The sequence below is a fragment of the Flavobacterium sp. genome (assembly GCF_044368995.1).
Taxonomy (GTDB): Bacteria; Bacteroidota; Bacteroidia; order Flavobacteriales; family Flavobacteriaceae; genus Flavobacterium.
Window position 1 is genome coordinate 27,051 of the sequence record NZ_JBIPMS010000003.1, and the last position, 19,303, is coordinate 46,353.

Annotated in this window: 20 protein-coding genes; 6 read left to right on the forward strand and 14 right to left on the reverse strand. The window is 30.5% G+C overall.

Features of this window, described 5'->3' with window-relative positions; translation table 11 throughout:
- Nucleotides 1-185: 185 nt before the first annotated feature.
- Nucleotides 186-1,838: a S8 family serine peptidase gene (locus ACIQ2I_RS00570; RefSeq protein WP_396180492.1), complete on the forward strand. Its 1,653-nt coding sequence runs from the start codon at nucleotides 186-188 to the stop codon at nucleotides 1,836-1,838.
- Nucleotides 1,839-1,843: 5 nt separating this feature from the next.
- On the opposite strand, the gene nadD is transcribed toward ACIQ2I_RS00570, so the two are convergent.
- The 6 genes from nadD to trxB all read right to left on the reverse strand — a co-directional run bounded on the left by nadD (nucleotide 1,844) and on the right by trxB (nucleotide 6,437).
- Nucleotides 1,844-2,425 carry a nicotinate (nicotinamide) nucleotide adenylyltransferase gene (gene nadD / locus ACIQ2I_RS00575; RefSeq protein ID WP_396180493.1) on the reverse strand — a complete coding sequence of 194 codons (582 nt, stop codon included), beginning with the start codon at nucleotides 2,423-2,425 and terminating at the stop codon, nucleotides 1,844-1,846.
- Between the two features lie 89 nt (nucleotides 2,426-2,514).
- Nucleotides 2,515-3,087 (reverse strand): guanylate kinase, encoded by a 573-nt coding sequence (gmk, locus tag ACIQ2I_RS00580; RefSeq protein ID WP_396180494.1) that lies wholly within the window; start codon nucleotides 3,085-3,087, stop codon nucleotides 2,515-2,517.
- A gap of 91 nt (nucleotides 3,088-3,178) precedes the next feature.
- Complete coding sequence (locus ACIQ2I_RS00585; protein WP_396180495.1) at nucleotides 3,179-4,039, reverse strand: YicC/YloC family endoribonuclease; 861 nt, start codon at nucleotides 4,037-4,039, stop codon at nucleotides 3,179-3,181.
- 62 nt (nucleotides 4,040-4,101) lie between these two features.
- Complete coding sequence (locus ACIQ2I_RS00590; RefSeq protein WP_396180496.1) at nucleotides 4,102-4,998, reverse strand: DMT family transporter; 897 nt, start codon at nucleotides 4,996-4,998, stop codon at nucleotides 4,102-4,104.
- On the reverse strand, nucleotides 4,991-5,347 hold the full coding sequence (locus tag ACIQ2I_RS00595) for an arsenate reductase family protein (RefSeq protein ID WP_396180497.1): 357 nt from the start codon (nucleotides 5,345-5,347) through the stop codon (nucleotides 4,991-4,993). Before ACIQ2I_RS00595 ends, ACIQ2I_RS00590 begins: the two co-directional genes overlap by 8 nt.
- A gap of 142 nt (nucleotides 5,348-5,489) precedes the next feature.
- A complete protein-coding gene (trxB, locus tag ACIQ2I_RS00600; protein ID WP_396180498.1) occupies nucleotides 5,490-6,437 on the reverse strand; it encodes a thioredoxin-disulfide reductase in 948 nt (315 codons plus the stop codon).
- A gap of 181 nt (nucleotides 6,438-6,618) precedes the next feature.
- Here trxB and ACIQ2I_RS00605 point away from each other — a divergent pair, with 181 nt between their 5' ends.
- Both ACIQ2I_RS00605 and ACIQ2I_RS00610 read left to right on the forward strand, forming a co-directional pair.
- Nucleotides 6,619-7,170: a hypothetical protein gene (locus tag ACIQ2I_RS00605; RefSeq protein WP_396180499.1), complete on the forward strand. Its 552-nt coding sequence runs from the start codon at nucleotides 6,619-6,621 to the stop codon at nucleotides 7,168-7,170.
- Between the two features lie 92 nt (nucleotides 7,171-7,262).
- Complete coding sequence (locus ACIQ2I_RS00610; protein WP_396180500.1) at nucleotides 7,263-8,321, forward strand: nucleoid-associated protein; 1,059 nt, start codon at nucleotides 7,263-7,265, stop codon at nucleotides 8,319-8,321.
- A 39-nt stretch (nucleotides 8,322-8,360) separates the two neighbouring features.
- Here ACIQ2I_RS00610 and ACIQ2I_RS00615 read toward each other — a convergent pair whose 3' ends face one another.
- The 8 genes from ACIQ2I_RS00615 to ACIQ2I_RS00650 form a co-directional block, all read right to left on the reverse strand.
- The gene (locus ACIQ2I_RS00615; RefSeq protein WP_396180501.1) at nucleotides 8,361-8,969 is read right to left on the reverse strand and encodes a DEAD/DEAH box helicase; all 609 of its coding nucleotides are present in this window, start codon (nucleotides 8,967-8,969) and stop codon (nucleotides 8,361-8,363) included.
- Between the two features lie 42 nt (nucleotides 8,970-9,011).
- Nucleotides 9,012-10,175 carry a sigma-54-dependent transcriptional regulator gene (locus tag ACIQ2I_RS00620; protein ID WP_396180502.1) on the reverse strand — a complete coding sequence of 388 codons (1,164 nt, stop codon included), beginning with the start codon at nucleotides 10,173-10,175 and terminating at the stop codon, nucleotides 9,012-9,014.
- 81 nt (nucleotides 10,176-10,256) lie between these two features.
- Nucleotides 10,257-11,561 (reverse strand): ABC transporter permease, encoded by a 1,305-nt coding sequence (locus ACIQ2I_RS00625; RefSeq protein WP_396180503.1) that lies wholly within the window; start codon nucleotides 11,559-11,561, stop codon nucleotides 10,257-10,259.
- 113 nt (nucleotides 11,562-11,674) lie between these two features.
- On the reverse strand, nucleotides 11,675-12,595 hold the full coding sequence (locus tag ACIQ2I_RS00630; RefSeq protein WP_396180504.1) for an ABC transporter ATP-binding protein: 921 nt from the start codon (nucleotides 12,593-12,595) through the stop codon (nucleotides 11,675-11,677).
- A gap of 165 nt (nucleotides 12,596-12,760) precedes the next feature.
- Nucleotides 12,761-13,870, reverse strand: a complete 1,110-nt coding sequence (gene dnaJ / locus ACIQ2I_RS00635) for a molecular chaperone DnaJ (protein ID WP_396180505.1) — start codon at nucleotides 13,868-13,870, stop codon at nucleotides 12,761-12,763.
- A 42-nt stretch (nucleotides 13,871-13,912) separates the two neighbouring features.
- Nucleotides 13,913-14,449 (reverse strand): nucleotide exchange factor GrpE, encoded by a 537-nt coding sequence (locus tag ACIQ2I_RS00640; RefSeq protein ID WP_396180506.1) that lies wholly within the window; start codon nucleotides 14,447-14,449, stop codon nucleotides 13,913-13,915.
- A 148-nt stretch (nucleotides 14,450-14,597) separates the two neighbouring features.
- Nucleotides 14,598-15,503 carry a TIGR01777 family oxidoreductase gene (locus ACIQ2I_RS00645; protein ID WP_396180507.1) on the reverse strand — a complete coding sequence of 302 codons (906 nt, stop codon included), beginning with the start codon at nucleotides 15,501-15,503 and terminating at the stop codon, nucleotides 14,598-14,600.
- Nucleotides 15,504-15,584: 81 nt separating this feature from the next.
- Nucleotides 15,585-16,040, reverse strand: coding sequence for a DUF4442 domain-containing protein (locus tag ACIQ2I_RS00650; protein ID WP_396180508.1), 456 nt, complete (start codon nucleotides 16,038-16,040; stop codon nucleotides 15,585-15,587).
- Nucleotides 16,041-16,239: 199 nt separating this feature from the next.
- Between ACIQ2I_RS00650 and ACIQ2I_RS00655 the strand changes: the two genes are divergently transcribed.
- The 3 genes from ACIQ2I_RS00655 to ACIQ2I_RS00665 all read left to right on the forward strand — a co-directional run.
- Nucleotides 16,240-16,569, forward strand: coding sequence for a PadR family transcriptional regulator (locus ACIQ2I_RS00655; protein WP_396180509.1), 330 nt, complete (start codon nucleotides 16,240-16,242; stop codon nucleotides 16,567-16,569).
- 6 nt (nucleotides 16,570-16,575) lie between these two features.
- Nucleotides 16,576-18,312 (forward strand): PspC domain-containing protein, encoded by a 1,737-nt coding sequence (locus ACIQ2I_RS00660; protein ID WP_396180510.1) that lies wholly within the window; start codon nucleotides 16,576-16,578, stop codon nucleotides 18,310-18,312.
- 248 nt (nucleotides 18,313-18,560) lie between these two features.
- On the forward strand, nucleotides 18,561-19,303 hold a 743-nt coding region (locus ACIQ2I_RS00665), incomplete at its 3' end, for a GIN domain-containing protein (RefSeq protein WP_396180511.1).

Below are 19,303 nucleotides of genomic sequence, written 5' to 3' on the forward strand. Positions count from 1 at the left end.
GTTTTATTGCTTTAACAAAAATTTATTAAAACATTAAGTTTGCTTACTACTTTTATGATTTAAATTATTTTTCTTATTTTTGATATTATTGTGATCAATATTTCTTTGAAAAAATCTATTTTTATAGACTTAGTCAAAAATATTAATTTTGTTTTATCCTGAAATAATTCTTAAAATATTTAAACATGAAAAAAATAATTATTCTATCAATAATTTTATTTACTAATAATTTAATTAGTCAAGAAAATTTTAACTCTAAATCATTAATTTTAAAATTAAATTCTGAGTTATGGTGTGTTTCTAAATTGGATTTAAAAAATAATGTTTTCTCAATTTCGAAAATAGACAATTGGTTAAGTAGAAATCAAATTAAAAAAATTATTCCAATTGGTCAAGCTGAAAAAACATTTGTATTTCAAATAGAATTTAAAAATGAAATAAATGTAACAAAAAGTATAAAATTTTTAAAGTCTTACCCAGAAATAATTTATGTTGAGCCTGATTATTTATCTGAAGGAGGTGGAAAAAAATCTGATGCACTTCAAACCCCAAATGATGCACTTTTTAATCGACAATGGGGAATAATTAACAATGGTAGTTTTAATGTTTCAGGAATGCCTTTTGTTTCTGAAAATGATGCTGACGCAGATATTGATTTAGCTTGGGATATAGAAACTGGAGATCCAAATCTAATCATAGCCGTTCCTGACACCGGGTTTAGGCTAAGTCATCCTGAATTATCAGGTAGAATTTGGACAAATTCCAGTGAAATTGCTAATGATGGGATTGATAATGACAATAATGGTTTAATAGATGATGTCAATGGTTGGGACTATGCAAACAATGACAATAATGCAACTGATGATTATGGACACGGAACCAACTGCACAGGAATATTATTAGCAAAAGGTAACAATGGAATTGGTTATGCAGGTGTAAATTGGAATTCAAAGCTTATTCCATTAAAAGTATTAGATGCAAATAACAGTGGTCAATACTCATGGGTGGCAAATTCAATATATTATGCTGTTGATAAAGGAGCAAAAATCATTAGTATGTCTATTGGTGGAACTGGAAATAGTATAACCTTGCAAAACGCTGTTCAATATGCCATTTCAAATAATGTAGTATTCGTTGCATGTATGATGAACTTTAACAACAATACTACCTATTATCCTGCTGGATATGCAAGTTCAATGGATATTATTGCAGTAGGATCTACGGATTCAGATGATGATCGCACTTCTCCATTTTTTTGGAGTCCTACATCTGGTAGTAATTACGGTAATCATTTAACTTTAGTTGCGCCAGGGAATTATATTTATGGATTAAGTTCTACTTCAGATACAAATTATAATGGTTACTGGGGCGGCACATCGCAAGCTACACCATTAGTTGCAGGTATTGCTTCACTTTTACTTTCTTCTAATCCAAATTTAACTCCTTTGCAAATAAAAAATATATTAAAAAATACTGCTCAAGATCAAGTAGGGGCAACAAATGAAGATATTCTTGGATATGATATTTATATGGGTTGGGGTCGTGTTAATGCAAATAATGCTTTTCAAACATTAAGCAATTTAAATCTATATGACAATAAACAAGAATTTACCTACAAAAACCCTATTTACAATAAAAAATTTGAGTTTCTTTCTAGAAATTATCATACAAATTTTAATATTGAAGTTTACTCATACGATGGAAAATTAATAAAAGATGAAAAAATTATAATCAATGAAGGAAAGAATGAATTAGATTTTAATTACGCTAAAGGAAATTACATAATAGTTCTAAAAAATGATGATTATAAAAAAACTATAAAAATTATTGTCAATTAAGACCCTCACTTCTTATAAAACAAATTATGTTCAACATATTCCCAAACTTTATGGGGTAGCATAGGAATTACATTTTTATTATTTTTAATGTTTTCACGAATAAATGTAGAAGATAATTCGACAACTGGCGCAGCTATTCTGTGAATTTTAGAATTATTGACAAATTGCTCATCTATTTCACCAGAATTTAATCGTGGATATACATAAATATGATGGTGTTGTAAAATAGCTTCGTAGTTTTTCCATTTATGAAGTGAATTTAAATTGTCTTCACCCATAATTAAAGAAAATTCGTAATCAGGATGTTTCTCTTGCAAATGCACCAAGGTGTTAATTGTATAATTTGGTTGAGGCAATTTAAACTCAATATTAGATGGTTTAATTTTTGGGAAATCTTCAGTTGCCAAATGCACCAGGTGTAAACGATGGTAATCGTCTAACAAAGTTTTTTTTTGTTTTTGTGGATTGTGTGGTGTAACTACCAGCCAAATTTGATCTAAATCCGAATGCTCCGCCATATGATTGGCAATAATTAAATGCCCAATATGTATGGGATTAAACGTTCCGAAATATAAACCTATTTTCATCTTTTGGGTGTTGGGTATTGGGTGTTGGGTGTTGGGTTGTTAAGTATTTTATACCTTTTACCCTTAACCCATTGCCTTTTACCTAATATCTATTTATTCACAAATTCCTTAACTAAATTATACGCGTCAACTTTGGCAACATCTAAATCGTAATTTTTGATTATTGTATCAAATTGAGGCGCAGTGGCTAATTCTACCGAAGCTTTTGCAATACGCATGTTGATTTTATCGTCAGTTTCTGTAGAACGTTTTTTTAATCTAATTTTTAACTCGTCAATGCTTGGTGGTTTTACAAATACTGCCAATGTTTCTTGTTTGAATTTCGATTTTATTCGTAGTCCACCCGCTACATCAATATCAAAAATTACGTTTTTACTTTTTGCCCAAATACGTTCGACTTCATTTTTTAAAGTGCCGTAGAAATTATCTCTGTAAACCTCTTCCCATTCCACGAAATCTTCCGCTTTAATATGTTTTTTAAACTCGTCCAAAGAAATAAAATAATAATCTTTTCCGTGCACTTCTTCGCCACGTGGCTCACGAGTCGTGCAAGAGATAGAAAATTCTAAATTTAAATCTTCTTGATTTAATAAATGTCTTACTATCGTTGTTTTTCCAGACCCAGAAGGTGCAGAGAAAACTAATAATTTTCCTTGATTCATTGTGCTTTATATATGGTATGTTGTCACTCTGAACTTGTTTCATAGTCTCGTTTTTTTTAGATTCTGAAACAAGTTCAGAATGACAAAAAAATTACAAAACGTTTAAAACTTGTTCCTTAATTTTTTCTAACTCATCTTTCATCATCACTACCAATTTTTGCATTTCGGCGTGGTTTGATTTGGAGCCCATGGTATTGATTTCTCGTCCCATTTCTTGAGTGATGAAACCTAATTTTCTCCCGTTGGCTTCACTTCCGTTTAACGTTTGCAAGAAATAATCTAAATGATTAGTCAAACGTACTTTTTCCTCAGTAATATCTAATTTTTCTAAATAATAAATCAATTCTTGTTCAAAACGATTCGTATCTACATTCACTTTTAACTCGTCAATTGCAGTTTGCAAACGTTCTTTAATGTTAGTCACTCTTTCAGGATCTAAAACTAACGCCTGATTCATATAACTTCTAATATTTTCGATACGTAACGTAAATTCTTTCTCTAAAGAGGCACCTTCTGATATTCTGAAAGATAACATATTTTCAATGGCTTCATCAATTACAATTTGAATTTGTATCCATTCATTTTCATCTATTTCTTCGCGCTCGGTTTTCATGGTATCGGGCATACGAATTGCCATTTTCATCAATTCTGTATCGTCAGCGTTTGGCAAAATAGCTTTTAACTGAGCCATATATGCTTTTACAATAGATGCATTAATTTTAGATGAAGTATCTTCACCAGTAACCTCAACATATAAAGAAAAATCGACTTTTCCTCTTTCCAATTTAAGCGCTAGAAGGTTTCTTAAAGTCAATTCGTTTTCTCTATAAACAGAAGGCATGCGTGTATTTAAATCTAGCCCTTTGCTATTTAGAGATTTAACTTCAACTGTGATTTTTTTGGTTGATAATTGCAAACTTGCTTTACCAAAACCGGTCATTGATAATATCATATTTTTTTCAAATAAAGTGTAAAGATAATACTTTTTAGTGATTAGTAAAAAGTCAGTAGCAATTAGTCGTTGCTGGTTTCTTTCTTTTTATGAATAACCAAATAAACGCCAACAAATATTAATATTGCAGAAACTATTTTAACCATGTTTAAGTTGTCTTTTCCTAAACCAATAGCAAAAATTGTAGCGAAGAAAGGTTGTAAATAAATAAAAACAGCTACAGTTGTTGGTTTTAAATTTCGCATGGAAATTAAGTTTAGTAAATAGGTGAAAAATGTTGAAAACACTACTACAAATCCAATTTTCATACTAACATCTAAAGGAATTTCGTTCCATTTTACCACTTGTAACTCTTTAAACCCAAAAGGTAACACCATAAAAAATCCGAACAAATAAATGTATTTTACAAACGTAAATGCGTTGTATTTATCCATTAACTTCTTTACAAAAATTAAATAAAAAGCATAAGAAACGGCATTTACAAATACTAATATATTTCCTAAAGTGGCATTTGGTGCATTATTTAATGCTTTTCCATACAGAATTAAAGTAATGGTTCCTGCTAATCCTAACAAAATACCAATAATTTTTTTAGACTGCATTTTTTCTTTCATAATTATAGAGGAAAGAATCAACACAATCATAGGTGTGGTGACCATTAAAACGGCGCCCATAATTGGTGAAGTATAACTTAAACCTTTAAAAAACGTTAACATGTTAAGCGCTACTCCGAAAAAGGCACAAGCAGCGATTCGAAAAAAATCGTTAACCGCAATTTTTTCCTTTGGTCCTAAAAAAGAAACTATCCAAAATAAAATTGTTGCTCCTGCAACTCGCAAGACAATAAATCCGTAAGCATCAACATACTTTGGCATTACATCTTTTGCAACAGTGAAAGTTACTCCATAAATAATGGCTACAATCCAAGCGCAAACCAATGCCCAAGAACGACTACTCATTATGCAAGGCCTTTTGCAATTTTAGTATATTAGGTTGACTATTTCCAATAAAAATTTCATTTTCTAAAATTACCACAGGACGACTCAAAAAAGTATAATGTTCCAAAATATAATTTTTATAATCGGCTTCAGTTAAAATTATATTTTTCAATCCTTTTTCTTTATATAATTGGGCTTTTTTACTAAAAAGTGCCTCATAACTTCCTGAAAGTTGGTGCATAAATTCTAGTTCTGCTATGGTTATAGGATTTTGACGAATATCATGAAACTCTAAATTTGCATTTGAAGGCAATGACTTAATTATTTTTCTGCAAGTATCGCAAGTGGCTAAATAATATATTTTTCGCATAGGAATTGAATTGTTCTTAAAAAATATTAAACACAATGCACAAAGGTATGAAAGTTATTTTTGTTGAAAAGTTTTGCTTTGCATTTTTAAAATAAAAAAATCGGATATAAAATCCGATTTTTTATGAGTATATTATTAAAAATTATTCTTTACTAGCCAAATATCGTTCTGCATCTAAAGCAGCCATACAGCCAGTTCCTGCAGCTGTAATGGCTTGTCTGTACACATGATCAGCAGCATCTCCACCAACAAAAACTCCTGGAATATTTGTCTTTGATGAGCCTGGTACATTTATAATATAACCTGTCTCATCTAATGTTAAATAATCTGCAAAAATATCGGTATTTGGTTTATGTCCAATCGCAACGAAAAATCCAGTTGCAGGAATATCAAAATCTTCATTTGTAGTTTTGTTTTTAGCCTTAACACCTGTAACTACTTGTCCGTCACCTAAAACTTCCACTGTATCATGATTCATTAAAATAGTAATATTTTCGGTATTTTTGACGCGTTGTTCCATAATTTTAGAAGCTCTAAATTTTTCACTTCTAACTAACATAGTAACTTTTTTACATAATTTAGATAAATAATGTGCTTCTTCACAAGCACTATCACCTGCTCCAACAATCACTACTTCTTGGTTTCTATAGAAAAAACCATCACAAATTGCGCAAGCGGAAACACCACCACCAGTTTGTAAATAATGTTGTTCTGAAGGTAAACCTAAATATTTAGCAGTAGCACCCGTAGAAATAATTACGGTGTCGGCATGAATTTCTTTAGAATCGTTAATCCAAATTTTATGTGGTTCGGCGCTAAAATCTACTTTTGTTGCCCAACCATCTCGAACATCTGTTCCAAATCGTTCCGCTTGTTTTTGCAAACCAACCATCATTTCAGGACCTGTAATTCCTTCAGGATTTCCTGGCCAATTTTCTACTTCATTAGTCGTTGTTAACTGTCCACCAGGCTGCGTGCCTTGGTATAAAACCGGATGCATATTCGCTCTAGCAGCATAAATTGCAGCAGTATATCCCGCAGGACCAGAACCTATTATTAGGCATTTTACTTTTTCTATTTCGTTTGACATGGTCATTTAATTAATTTATATGCAAAATTAGTGAATTCAAAATCAAAAATCAATTAAAATTAAGTTCAAAAACCATTTAACGCTTTTCAATCGAATCCAAAAAACTATTTATAAACAATTATGATTTTCAATAATAAAAGTTTTAAATATTGATTACTTTTGTTTTTTAAAAACACATATTATGATTTATAAGTTTAGAGCCATTTTAGACAATGAAGAAGATATTTTTAGAGATATTGCTATTGATTCAAAAGACAGCTTGGAAGATTTTCACAATGCTTTAGTAAATGCATTTGGTTTTGATGGATCCGAAGTAGCTGCGTTTTATACTTGTGGAGAAGACTGGGCGTGGCACGAAGAAGACGGCATCCCAATGTTTGATACTGGAGATATTCCAGGAGAAATAAAAACAATGGCTGAGTATAAATTAGATGATTTAGTTCATGAGCAAAATACTAAGTTAGTGTATGTTTATGATTTATTCTCGATGTGGACCTTTTTTGTAGAATTAGCTTCTATCGAAAAAAACAAAGAAGATACAATTTATCCTGCATTATTATTTTCTCACGGCATTTTACCTGAAGAAGCAACAACTAGTGGCTTTAGAGGCGGCGATTTAGAAAATGAAAGCTTATTTAGTGACTTTGAAGACGACTTAGATCAAGATGATTTAGATATGTTTGATGGCGATGATAGTTTTGAAGACATGGGATTTGAAGAAAATTGGAATTAATTCAATAAACCAATGTGCCAATTGAAATATAACAAAAAATAATAATTACAGTTAATTGACACATTGTCAAATCGACTTATTGACAAATAAAAATGATAAACCTATTTAATACACACGTAGAGAACCTTTCTATTCATAAAGTTGGTAACAAAAATAAAGCGGAAGAGATTTTTCTGTCTGAAAATCCGTACTCGCTAAATGATGAAATTATGCCCATTTTGAAAGAGTATTTTTTTAAAGCTTTTCGCGAAAAAGAAGAAAATTACTATCAATTTGCACATGATGTAGATTTGGAATACAATGAAATGTTCAATTTAGTCACCGAAGTATTTAATAACCCTTCTGAAATTCATAACGTTTCAAAAAAAATCACACAACATTTATTTGAACAATCTAACCATCCACACATTAAAAGTGGCGAAGTTTACGTGGCTTATCTAACAAATGTTTCCATTGATAACAATGTAGTAGATGCCATTGGTGTTTTTAAAAGTGAAATTAATACCAACTTTTTACAATTCAAAGAAAGTGGAAGCAATTTAGAAATGATTTTACAAGACGGAATTAACTTAAATAAACTAGATAAAGGTTGCTTGATTTTTAACCACAAAAAGGAAGAAGGTTACAAAATATTAACAGTAGATAGTAATAGATACGATGCCAGATATTGGTTAGAACATTTTTTAAGCGTAGACGTTTTTCAAGACGAAACCTTTATGACCAAGAAATACCTGCAATTTTGCAAAGATTTTGCTAAAGAAGTAGTATTTCCCGCAGAAGATAAAAGAGAAGAAGTATTATTTATGAATCGTGCTGTAAATCATTTTGCGAAAAATGACGAATTTGAAGAAACTGCATTCTTAAATGACGTAATTAACAACCCGGATTTGATACCTGAATTTAGAAATTATAAAGTAGATAAAGGTGCAAAATATAGCATTGAAGATGTTTCTAATTTTCCAATAGCCAATGCCGCTGTTACTGATGTTCGCAGAAAATTAAAAAATGTAATTGAATTAGACACTCATATACAAATAAAGTTAGATTTCATAAACCCAGAAAGTGCTGAAAAATTTGTTGAAAAAGGTTGGGATGAAGAAAAACAGATGTATTACTACTTAGTTTATTTTAATAAAGAGAGTAAATCATAATTTTCAAAAAACCCCATTACAATTTAATTGAGGTTTTTTTTACATTTCGAAAAACATTGGTTCTATCATGGTTCTGTCCGCTACCGCTTCTACTCGATCTGAAATTTTATTACAAAAAATCAAACGTTGCGATTTAGAAATACTTTCTGACATTCGATTTGTTTTGGCATCTAATCGAAGTTTGAACAAAACATCGGCATCATCAACTACGAACATAAGCAATCTGTTGACATCAAAACCTGCAGTAGCAAACATTAAATCTAAGCGATTTGGTGTGCCAATTAATACATCTAGTCCTAAAGAAATTTGGTTTTTATCCCAATCAATATCGCCTTTGTCATGGGCACCATAAACTCGTAATTGTGTGTAACGATTATATTTTCTAAACATTTCTACCATTTCCAAAACCTTCTCTTTTGTTTCCACAACAATTAAAGCTCTTGGCGATTCCATTAAAGGTTTTTCCAATCGTTGAATCACATTCAGTACAATTGTTGTTGATTTTCCAGATTTTTTATCAGATTGAATTACAGCATCTGCACCACTTTTTATAGTTGAAAAAGTTTCTTTTTGCACTTCATTGGCATCGATTAAGCCGTTTTCAATTAATGCTTCCTGTAAAAGTGGGTTTATTTTTTTTAATTGCATTTTATTTAGCATTTTGTCATTAGCTTTTAGCTTTGACTGATTTTATTTAGAAGCAAACAAAGTTACATCATTTTCAGAGATTTCGTTTCCTCCAAGGATAATTAAACGCTCTACAACATTTCTTAATTCACGAATATTTCCTGTCCAATCATATTCTTGCAATAATTGTATGGCTTGTTTTGAAAATACTTTTTTGATAGTTCCTTGTTCTTCAGAAATTTTGGAGGCAAAATGCGATATCAACATGGGAATATCATCTCGTCTATCATTCAAAGCTGGAACATTAATTAGAATTACCGCCAATCTGTGATACAAATCTTCTCTAAAACGTCCTTCTGCAATTTCTGTTTTCAAATCTTTATTGGTAGCCGCAATCACACGAACATCAACTTTTATATCTTTATCTGCGCCAACTCTTTGAATCAAATTTTCTTGCAAAGCTCTTAATACTTTGGCTTGCGCGGACAAACTCATATCGCCAATTTCATCTAAGAAAATAGTGCCACCATTTGCTGCTTCAAATTTTCCAGCTCTGTCTTTTACTGCCGAAGTAAAGGCACCTTTTACGTGTCCAAACAACTCACTTTCAATTAATTCTGAAGGAATTGCAGCACAATTTACTTCAATAATGGCTTGTTGTGCACGATTGCTTTTTTCGTGTAATTGATGGGCGACTAATTCTTTACCCGTTCCATTTGGACCAGTAATTAAAACTCTTGCATCGGTTTGAGCAACTTTTTCAATCATGGTTTTAATATGTGAAATGGCTTCACTTTCTCCAATCATTTCGTAGTTTTTAGACACTTTCTTTTTTAGAATTTTATTTTCCACAACCAATTGCTTTTTATCTAAAGCATTTCTAACTGTGTTTAATAAACGATTCAAATCTGGTGGTTTCGAAATATAATCAAAAGCGCCTAAACGCATTGTTTGAATTGCGGTTTCTAAATCACCATGACCAGAAATCATCACCATTGGAATTTCAGGTTTCATTTTTTTTATAGCTTCCAACACCTCAACGCCATCCATTTTTGGCATTTTAATGTCGCATAAAATCAAATCGAAATCTTCGTTTTTTACCAATTCAATTCCTTGTAAACCGTCTTCTGCTTCTTGTACCGAATAGGTATCACTTTCTTCCGATAAAATTTTATTTAACACGCGACGTATTGGCGCTTCGTCTTCTATAATTAGGATTTTACTCATTTGCTAAGGTAATGGATTAAAGGTAAAAGACTAAAGGTTTAATTCTAAAATAGTAAACAATTAAACTTCTAAATACTTTTCTTAATATTTCAACCATTTATATAATTCTTTCCAAGTTGGTTTTTTTCCGTACATTAAAATTCCTACACGGTAAATTTTGCTTGCAAACCAAACTACTCCCACAAATGTAGCAAATAATAAAACTAAAGAGACAAGTATTTGCCAAGTGGGCACACCAAACGGAATACGCATTAGCATTACAATTGGCGAAGTAAAAGGAATCATGGAGAAAATCGTAGCAATATTTCCGTGAGGATCGTTGGCAACCGTGAAAAATCCGATATAAACGCCTAACATTAATGGCATAATAATAGGTAATAAAAATTGTTGCGAATCAGTTTCGTTGTCAACTGCGGCACCAATAGCTGCGTATAAAGAACTATATAAGAAATACCCTCCAATGAAATAAAATATAAACGAAATAATAATTGTAGCAATCGGTAAATTTCCTAATTCATCTAAATATAAAGGTAATTTCGCCATTAATCCACTGTTTTCAGTGGCTAATTTCACCGCTTGCGGATTAGCACTTGCGGCTGTTTCTGCACCAAAAAATGTAGAAACAATAAAGAAAATAGACGTTCCAACAATAGCCCAAATAGTAAATTGCAAAATTCCTGCTAAAGAATTTCCAATAATTTTTCCCATCATTAACTGAAATGGTTTTACAGATGAAATGACAATTTCTATAATTCGATTGGTTTTTTCTTCAATCACACTTCGCATGACAAAGTTTCCGTAAATGATAATAAACATCATAATTAAATAGCCAAAAACGAAACCTAAACCAATTTTAATTTCATTAATTCCTTTTAAACTCGCATCACCAGAATATTTACTTAATTGCAAAGTCGATTCCACTTTAGCCTTTTCAATTTTAGAAATATCTAAATTATTGGTTTTGAAATTATCTTGAGTTAAGATAGAATCCACTACAAACTCTATATTTGAGATGAATTCTGCACTTGCACTTTCATCGGAAATATATTGAACTTTAGACTTCAAATCTTGAATAGTTGCCGTTTTTGGAATAAACAACAATCCTTCATAACTTTTACTCGCTGTGTCTTTTGCGACTTTAAAAGGCATGGAAGACAAATCTGTAAAAGCGGTTTCTTTATCGGATTGTAAACTACTTTTTAATATATTTCCTTCATCGTAAATGGCAATTTTAGTTGCTTCATCTTTGTTTAAACTAGATAAATAGCCAATTAAAAAAGTCATTCCTAAGAAAATTAGTGGACTTAAAAAAGTCATCACTATAAATGATTTGTTGCGCACTTTGGCAATAAATTCTCTTTGTACGATTAATAATAATTTGTTCATTTTGTTTTAGATTATTAGAAGATTAGACTCCTTAGATTCTTAGATTTATTTGACTTTTTGTTTATTAAAATTTCAGAAAATCTAGCCTTCTAAAATTCTAATAGTCTAAAAGTCTATTCTGTTACTGTTTGAATAAAAATATCGTTTACACTTGGAATTTTTTCTGCAAAATGGGTTACTTGTCCGTTTTGTAATAATATTGATAATAACTCATTAGATGTGAAATCACCCAATTGAACTTCTAATTTTAAATCGTCATTTAACGATTTGAAATCGGTTTGCGCAATTGTAAACTTCTGAGTTAATTGGTACATCAACGCTTCTACATTTTGTGTCATTACGCCAACTTGAAATGTATTGGTTCTAAATTTACGTTTTACATCTTCTAGTTTGCCTTCTATTAATTTGTTCGATTTATGTATTAAGGCAATATAATCGCACATTTCTTCTACACTTTCCATTCGGTGTGTAGAAAAAATTATAGAAGTGCCTTTTTTATTTAATTCGATAATTTCATCTTTAATTAAATTGGCGTTTACAGGATCAAATCCTGAAAAAGGTTCGTCTAAAATTAATAATTTTGGATTGTGAAGAACCGTTACAATAAATTGTACTTTTTGAGCCATACCTTTAGAAAGTTCTTGCAGTTTTTTGTCCCACCAAGTTTCAATTTCAAACTTTTCAAACCAATATTTTAGTTGCTTTTTGGCTTCTTGTTTGCTCATGCCTTTCAATTGAGCTAAGTATAAACATTGCTCGCCCACTTTCATAGATTTATACAAACCACGTTCTTCTGGCATATAACCAATTATGGAAATGTGATTTGGATTTAGTTTTTCACCATTTAAAATTATTTCACCTGCATCTGGCAAAGTAATTTGATTTATGATACGAATTAATGAGGTTTTTCCAGCGCCATTTGGACCTAATAAACCATAAATACTTCCTTCAGGAACAGTTAATGAAACGGCATTTAGAGCGGTATAATTGCCATATTGTTTCACTACATTTTTAACTTCTAAAATATTATTCATATGTAGTATTTCTTTTCTTAATTAGTGTCTAATGTAAGGATTTTGTTACATGTATTGATAAATTTAATTAGAATTTTATTCATAAATACTTCAGTTTAAAATTCAAGATAAAAAAAATCCCAATCTGATTAGATTGGGATTTTTAGTATGTATTATTATTTTCAATTACGAAAACATGTCTTTTACTTTTTCAAAAAACGATTTATCTGATTTTTCAGGTTTAGGGACAAAGTTTTCACTCGCAATCATGCTTTCAAAAAATTGTTTCTGTTCTTTATCTAACGTTTTTGGTGTCCATACATTTACGTGAACAAGCAAGTCGCCATTTCCATAACTATTTAAACTCGGAATTCCTTTTCCTTTTAAACGAAGAATTTTACCGGATTGAATACCTTCTTCTAACTTAATACGAACTTTTCCTGAAACTGTTTCAATTTCTTTTGAAATTCCTAACGCTGCTTCTGGGAAACTGATGTATAAATCGTAATGTAAATTTTCGCCTTCACGTTTTAAAAATTCATGTTCAATTTCTTCTATGGCAACAATTAAGTCACCAGGAACGCTATTTCTGCCTGGTGCATCATTTCCTTTTCCAGCTACTTTCAATTGCATGCCATCTACAACTCCAGCAGGAATTTTAATTGAAACCGTATCGTCATCAGTAATAAAACCTTGACTATCTGCATTGGCAGGTTTACTATCTATCATTTGTCCTGCTCCACCACAATTCGGACAGGTTGCAGCAGTTTGCATACGACCTAAAATAGTATTTGTTACTCGCATTACTTGTCCTTGCCCATTACAAGTTGAACACGTTTTGTAAGTTACACCAGCAGCTTGAACTTTACGTTTTACTTTTACTTTCTTCTCAACACCATTAGCAATTTCTTCTAAAGTCAATTTGACTTTAATACGCAAATTACTTCCTTTCATTCTACGTTGGCCGCCGCCGCCGCCAAAACCACCAAAACCACCACCAAAAATATCTCCAAATTGACTAAAGATATCATCCATGTTCATGCCGCCTTGTCCGCCGCCAAAACCGCCGTTTCCATCAAAGGCTTGGTGCCCATATTGGTCGTACTTTGCTTTTTTGTTTGCGTCACTTAAAACTTCATATGCTTCTGCACAGGTTTTAAAATTTTCTTCAGCAGCAGCATCACCTGGATTTTTGTCTGGATGGTATTGTATTGCTTTTTTTCGGTATGCTTTTTTTATTTCTTCAGGAGAAGCATTTTTGCTAATCCCTAAAATTTCGTAAAAATCTTTTTTCATTTTATTTTATTAATACATTCTAAAAGAATAATTATAGAAATATTAGTTACCTAATATTACTTTTGGAAAACGAATGATTTTGTCGCCTAATTTGTAGCCTTTTTCGATTACATCGACAATTTTCCCTTTTAATTTAGGAGTTGGAGCTGGAATTTGAGTAATAGCTTCTGCGAAATCTGCATCAAAAGGATCACCAGCTTTAATTTCAACAACTTCCAAACCTTTAGACATTAAAGTTGATTTTAGCTTTTCATGAATTAATTCCACACCTTTAACTAAAGCTTCATCATCTGATTGAGAAACCTGAGCCCAAGCTCTATCGAAATCATCTAAAACTGGTAACATCGCTTGTAAAATTTCTTGTCCAGCAGTTTTAAATAAATCTATACGTTCTTTTGAAGTTCTTTTTTTATAATTTTCAAATTCGGCATATAGTCTTATGAATTTATCTTTTTGTTCTTGCAATTGATCTTCAACTGACACTTCTGGCTCATTATTTTCTTGAACATCTTGATTTTCTGTAGTATTTTCATCCTGAAGGATCTCTTTTTCGATGTTTTCAGTATTTTCTTGACTCATGATTGTATAATTTATTTTGAAAATGAGATTGCAAAAGTGTTGCCATACTTAATTTTATGACACATTGTCAGTAAAGAAAAGCAAAAATAAACTAACCCAAAAAGAAAAAAATTTTGGAAATAACTACAAAAAGAAAAAATTTAAAATATTATTTAAGTAAATTTTGTAACGATTTAGCAAGTGAAGCATTTTGAAACTGAAACCCTACATCCAGGATTTTTCTGGAACTTACATGCTGACTGCTGGTTACAATTTCATGCATTTCACCCAAAAGCAAACTCAAAATAAATTTTGGAACTTTTGGTAAAAACAAAGGTTTGTTTAATGTTTTAGCTATTGCTTTGGTAAGTTCTTCGTTTGTAGTTGGATAAGGTGAAACCGCATTGTAAACGCCTTCCAAATTATGATCTATAACATATTTGAAAATAGCCACTAAGTCGTCGATATGAATCCAAGAAACATATTGCTTTCCAGATGCCAAAACAGCTCCAAATCCATATTTTATTGGTTTAGTCATTTCAACCAATGCACCAGATTCTTTTGCTAAAACAACACCAATTCTTATTGTGGTTACCAAAAGTGGTAATGATTTAAATAAATTGGTACTTTCTTCCCAAAGTTGTGTTACTTCACCTAAAAAAGAATCATTAATTTTTGAATCATCTTCATGATAAATGGCAGTCAAATCGTCTGGGTAAATTCCAATAGCTGAAGCAGAGACAATCTGTTTTACTGTATTTGGATGAGATTGTAGTGTTTTGAAAAGTAAATTAGAACTTTGAATCCTACTTTGAATAATTTCTTTTTTATATGAACTTGTCCATTTTTTTGATACGGAAGCACCTGCTAAATGAATAATAACTGAAACATCTTTAAACGCAGCAAGGTCTATTTCACTTGTACTCGGATTCCAAAAAAAACCTTTTTCATTAGAAGATTGATTTATTTTTGATTTTGAAGTGGTTAAATAATGTATTACGTGGTTGTCGTTTTTAAATAAAGACACCATTTTTTTTCCTATTAAACCCGTAGCTCCTGTTATTAATATCGTCATTTATATTTTTTATATTACAAATTTACAATTAGTTATACGCCAACAAAAAACATTAACTAAGATTAACAAATGTCAAAAAAATTATATTCTTAATTTTATAGTCCATTGAAATTGCATTTCTGAAACTTGTTCATCATTTTCATTTATTCCTAATGACGTTATCCATATCGTTTGACCTTCACCCGATATAATTGCTTTTTTAATACAATCTGCAATTTCCTTTCCTTGATTACATGTAAAAGTAATTTTTCCCGTAGCTTTTTTTGTAAAAACAGCTTTATTCTGAGCCACAAGCATTGAAATGTTTTTACCACTTGTTTTGATATGAAACATTACTAATGCACCTGTTGTGAATTCGGCAGCCATAGCTTGCACAGCAAAATACATAGATTTAAACGGATTTTGATTGAACCAACCTAGTTTAACTGAAACCATACAGGTATTGGGTGTAATTTGTTTTACTCGCACCCCACTCCAAAATGCGGAAGGTAATTTAAAAAAGGTATAAGCATTTAATTTAAATGGTGTAAACTCCATATCTAATTATATTTTATGTAAAAATAAGAAAAAATATGTTGTGTGCATCAAGAAAAAAAAATGTTAAAATAATGTTAAATATTAGTACTATGTGATACAAGGTATCTGTTTTTAAATATATATTTGCATAAGAAAATAATGTACTAAGTAATGTACTCCATTTTAAATCGTTTTATCATGATTAAAAAAACAATCTCAAATGAATATTGAAAACACAAAAGCTCAAATGCGAAAGGGTGTTTTAGAGTTTTGCATCTTATCCGTTTTAAGGGAAAAAGAGGCTTACACCTCTGAAATTTTAGACACGTTAAAAACCGCAAAATTACTTGTTGTAGAGGGCACCGTATATCCTTTATTAACAAGATTAAAAAATGACAATCTGTTAAGCTATCGCTGGGAAGAATCTACATCAGGGCCGCCAAGAAAGTATTACGGCTTAACAGATGAAGGAAAAGAATTTTTAAAAGAATTAAACAACACTTGGTGTGAACTATCGGGTGCTGTAAACACTATCACTACTAAAAAATAACAGATTATGAACAAAACAACAAGTATAAATTTAGGTGGGTATTTCTTTTACATTGACGAAGATGCCTTTAGAAAATTAAGCAACTATTTTGATGCCGTAAGAAAATCATTATCGCCAGATGGAAGAGAAGAAATTATTAATGACATCGAAAGTAGAATTTCGGAACTTTTTACTGAAAAATTAGGCACTAATAAACATGTAATTGGCATAAAAGAAGTAGATGATATTATTACGATAATGGGACAACCGGAAGATTATAAAATTGAAGATGAAACGCCAAAAAATGATTTTCATTCAAATTTAGCTATGACAAGTACCGCAAAAAAATTGTATAGAGATAAAGAAAATTCATTTTTAGGAGGGGTACTTTCAGGTTTAGGTCATTATTTTGGAGTAGACCCGCTATGGCTAAGAATCATAATGGTAATCTTATTTTTCGGCTTTGGTACAGGATTAGTATTGTACATTATATTATGGGTTTTAATTCCAGAAGCTGTTACTACCTCTCAAAAATTAGAAATGAAAGGAGAACCTATAACCATTTCAAATATTGAGAAAAAAGTAAAAGAAGGATTTAATGAAATTTCCGATAAATTTTCAAATTTAGACCATGACAAAATTGCTTATAATGCAAAAAATGGTGCCGAAAGAATTGGAAATACTATAAGCGAAATTATTTCATCAATTTTGAACGTAATGTCCAAAATAATTGGAGGATTTATTGTGCTGATTGCCTCTTTGACATTACTTAGTATTGTTATATGTGGTATTGCCATGCTGTTTTTCTCATCCATGCCAGATAATTTTCTATACAACCATATACATACTCCTTTTAGTTTTGAAATTCCGATTTGGATTCAAGGCATATTGCTAATTGTAGTTATAGGAATTCCTTTATTTTACTTGTTAATTTTAGGATTAAAATTACTAACAAACAGAATAAAATCTATTGAAAATACAACAAATTACTCATTGCTAGCTATTTGGATAATCGGATTGGCGTCTGTTATATTTTTAACTATAAGAGAAATTAGTCAAAATGCCTACACCGGAAAAGATATCGAAAAAGTAGCCATCAATATAAAACCATCAGATACTTTAAATATCAAATTCATTTCAAATAATATATATAGTAAAGATAGTTACGATTATGAAAATTTTGAAGTCATACATGATGAGGCAAATAAAGCAATTATTTTTTCGAATAATGTATCCATAAAAATAGTAGAAACTACGGAACCAGTTGCCTTTCTTCAAGTCGAAAAATCGGCAGAAGGAAGTAGTATTAAAAATGCAAAACAAACGGCTGAAAAAATTAAATATAACGTTAAGATTGAAAACAACAATTTAATTTTAGACAATTATTGGATAACAGAATTAACCAATAAAAAACATGACCAAGAAGTAGAATTATTTTTATATTTACCAAAAGGCACAATCTTTAAAGTGGACAAAAACTTCAGCAATTTTGATCGATCTGATAACGATTATTTTAATTTACATCATAGTTCAGATACTTATATTTATATAGTTGCAGAAAACAAAGTATTATGTACCAATTGCCCGCTTGATGAAGATGATGAAGAAACTAATATTGTAAACGTCTCAAGTGGAATTTTTGGAAATAACAGAGTAGAAACTACTACTATTGAAAATGATAGTATTGAAAAGGTTTCAGTAAAAGTAAACGTGAACGGAAAAGAAATAATAAAAACTGAAACAAAAACCAGAACATTTAATTAATTTTTAACATTTACATCACATTTTTTTACTTAAATTTACAAAAGATTTTAATCTATAACCCCAACTTATCATGATACAATTTGTAATTAAAATAATTGACATTGCTGTGCAGTTAGTAATTCAATTTATAGAAAGTATTTTTTAACATCTTTTTTTAAAGATAAAAATTCTAATATCATAACATAGAAATCCCGATTTTTTCGGGATTTTTTTTAATATATTTGTCCTTATAATTTAAAAACACAAAAATGATAAAACCAATTACACTTTTCGTTATTACGTTGTTTAGCTTTTCAGTCGCCTCAGCACAAGCTAAGTTAGAAAAAATAAAAGGGTCTAAAATTGTAACCATTTCTGTAAAAGAAGTGGAAGAATTTGAACAAGTAGAAATTGAAGAATTTTTAGATGTATATTTTGTAAAAGGTGCGAAAACATCTATAGAAATTGAAGCGGATGACAACTTACACGATATTATTAGCTATAAAGTAGTTGGAAAAACACTTAAATTAACAGCATTAAAACAACCAGTTGGCGAGAAAAAAATGGCTATTAGAGTAAATTATAACGATAGCTTGAAAACAATTGTTGCGCGACATGAAAGTAAAATTAATGCCATTGCCGATATCTCATTAGCAAATATTACTGTTAATAACTTTGACAAATCGCAATCTTTTTTAAATGTAAAATCTACTAACTTTACTTTAATAATGACAGATAAATCGAAAGCTGAAATCAATGTGCAAGCTGAGAAATCTGTCGTAGAATTAAGTAAAGATGCCAATTTAAAAGCATTAATTGCTTCACCAGAATCAAAAGTAGATTTATACCAAAAATCGCAAGCAACTATTGAAGGCGATGCACAAATTGCCAAAATAAGATTAGATAATAATTCTAATTTAATGGCAAAAAAATTCACAGTAATTGATATGGAATTAATAGCTGAAGGCTACACCTCATGTTCGGTTAATGCGCAAAAAACAATTGAAATTTC

Excerpts from the sequence above, each read along its gene's own strand:
- ACIQ2I_RS00610 (WP_396180500.1), top strand. The coding sequence starts at position 7,263 with ATGATAAACCTATTTAATACACACGTAGAGAACCTTTCTATTCATAAA.
- ACIQ2I_RS00590 (WP_396180496.1), bottom strand. The coding sequence starts at position 4,998 with ATGAGTAGTCGTTCTTGGGCATTGGTTTGCGCTTGGATTGTAGCCATT.
- ACIQ2I_RS00645 (WP_396180507.1), bottom strand. The coding sequence starts at position 15,503 with ATGACGATATTAATAACAGGAGCTACGGGTTTAATAGGAAAAAAAATG.
- ACIQ2I_RS00625 (WP_396180503.1), bottom strand. The coding sequence starts at position 11,561 with ATGAACAAATTATTATTAATCGTACAAAGAGAATTTATTGCCAAAGTG.
- ACIQ2I_RS00595 (WP_396180497.1), bottom strand. The coding sequence starts at position 5,347 with ATGCGAAAAATATATTATTTAGCCACTTGCGATACTTGCAGAAAAATA.
- ACIQ2I_RS00650 (WP_396180508.1), bottom strand. The coding sequence starts at position 16,040 with ATGGAGTTTACACCATTTAAATTAAATGCTTATACCTTTTTTAAATTA.
- gmk (WP_396180494.1), bottom strand. The coding sequence starts at position 3,087 with ATGAATCAAGGAAAATTATTAGTTTTCTCTGCACCTTCTGGGTCTGGA.
- ACIQ2I_RS00605 (WP_396180499.1), top strand. The coding sequence starts at position 6,619 with ATGATTTATAAGTTTAGAGCCATTTTAGACAATGAAGAAGATATTTTT.
- nadD (WP_396180493.1), bottom strand. The coding sequence starts at position 2,425 with ATGAAAATAGGTTTATATTTCGGAACGTTTAATCCCATACATATTGGG.
- ACIQ2I_RS00620 (WP_396180502.1), bottom strand. The coding sequence starts at position 10,175 with ATGAGTAAAATCCTAATTATAGAAGACGAAGCGCCAATACGTCGCGTG.
- ACIQ2I_RS00655 (WP_396180509.1), top strand. The coding sequence starts at position 16,240 with ATGAATATTGAAAACACAAAAGCTCAAATGCGAAAGGGTGTTTTAGAG.
- ACIQ2I_RS00570 (WP_396180492.1), top strand. The coding sequence starts at position 186 with ATGAAAAAAATAATTATTCTATCAATAATTTTATTTACTAATAATTTA.
- dnaJ (WP_396180505.1), bottom strand. The coding sequence starts at position 13,870 with ATGAAAAAAGATTTTTACGAAATTTTAGGGATTAGCAAAAATGCTTCT.
- ACIQ2I_RS00660 (WP_396180510.1), top strand. The coding sequence starts at position 16,576 with ATGAACAAAACAACAAGTATAAATTTAGGTGGGTATTTCTTTTACATT.
- ACIQ2I_RS00615 (WP_396180501.1), bottom strand. The coding sequence starts at position 8,969 with ATGCAATTAAAAAAAATAAACCCACTTTTACAGGAAGCATTAATTGAA.
- ACIQ2I_RS00585 (WP_396180495.1), bottom strand. The coding sequence starts at position 4,039 with ATGATATTATCAATGACCGGTTTTGGTAAAGCAAGTTTGCAATTATCA.
- ACIQ2I_RS00630 (WP_396180504.1), bottom strand. The coding sequence starts at position 12,595 with ATGAATAATATTTTAGAAGTTAAAAATGTAGTGAAACAATATGGCAAT.
- trxB (WP_396180498.1), bottom strand. The coding sequence starts at position 6,437 with ATGTCAAACGAAATAGAAAAAGTAAAATGCCTAATAATAGGTTCTGGT.
- ACIQ2I_RS00640 (WP_396180506.1), bottom strand. The coding sequence starts at position 14,449 with ATGAGTCAAGAAAATACTGAAAACATCGAAAAAGAGATCCTTCAGGAT.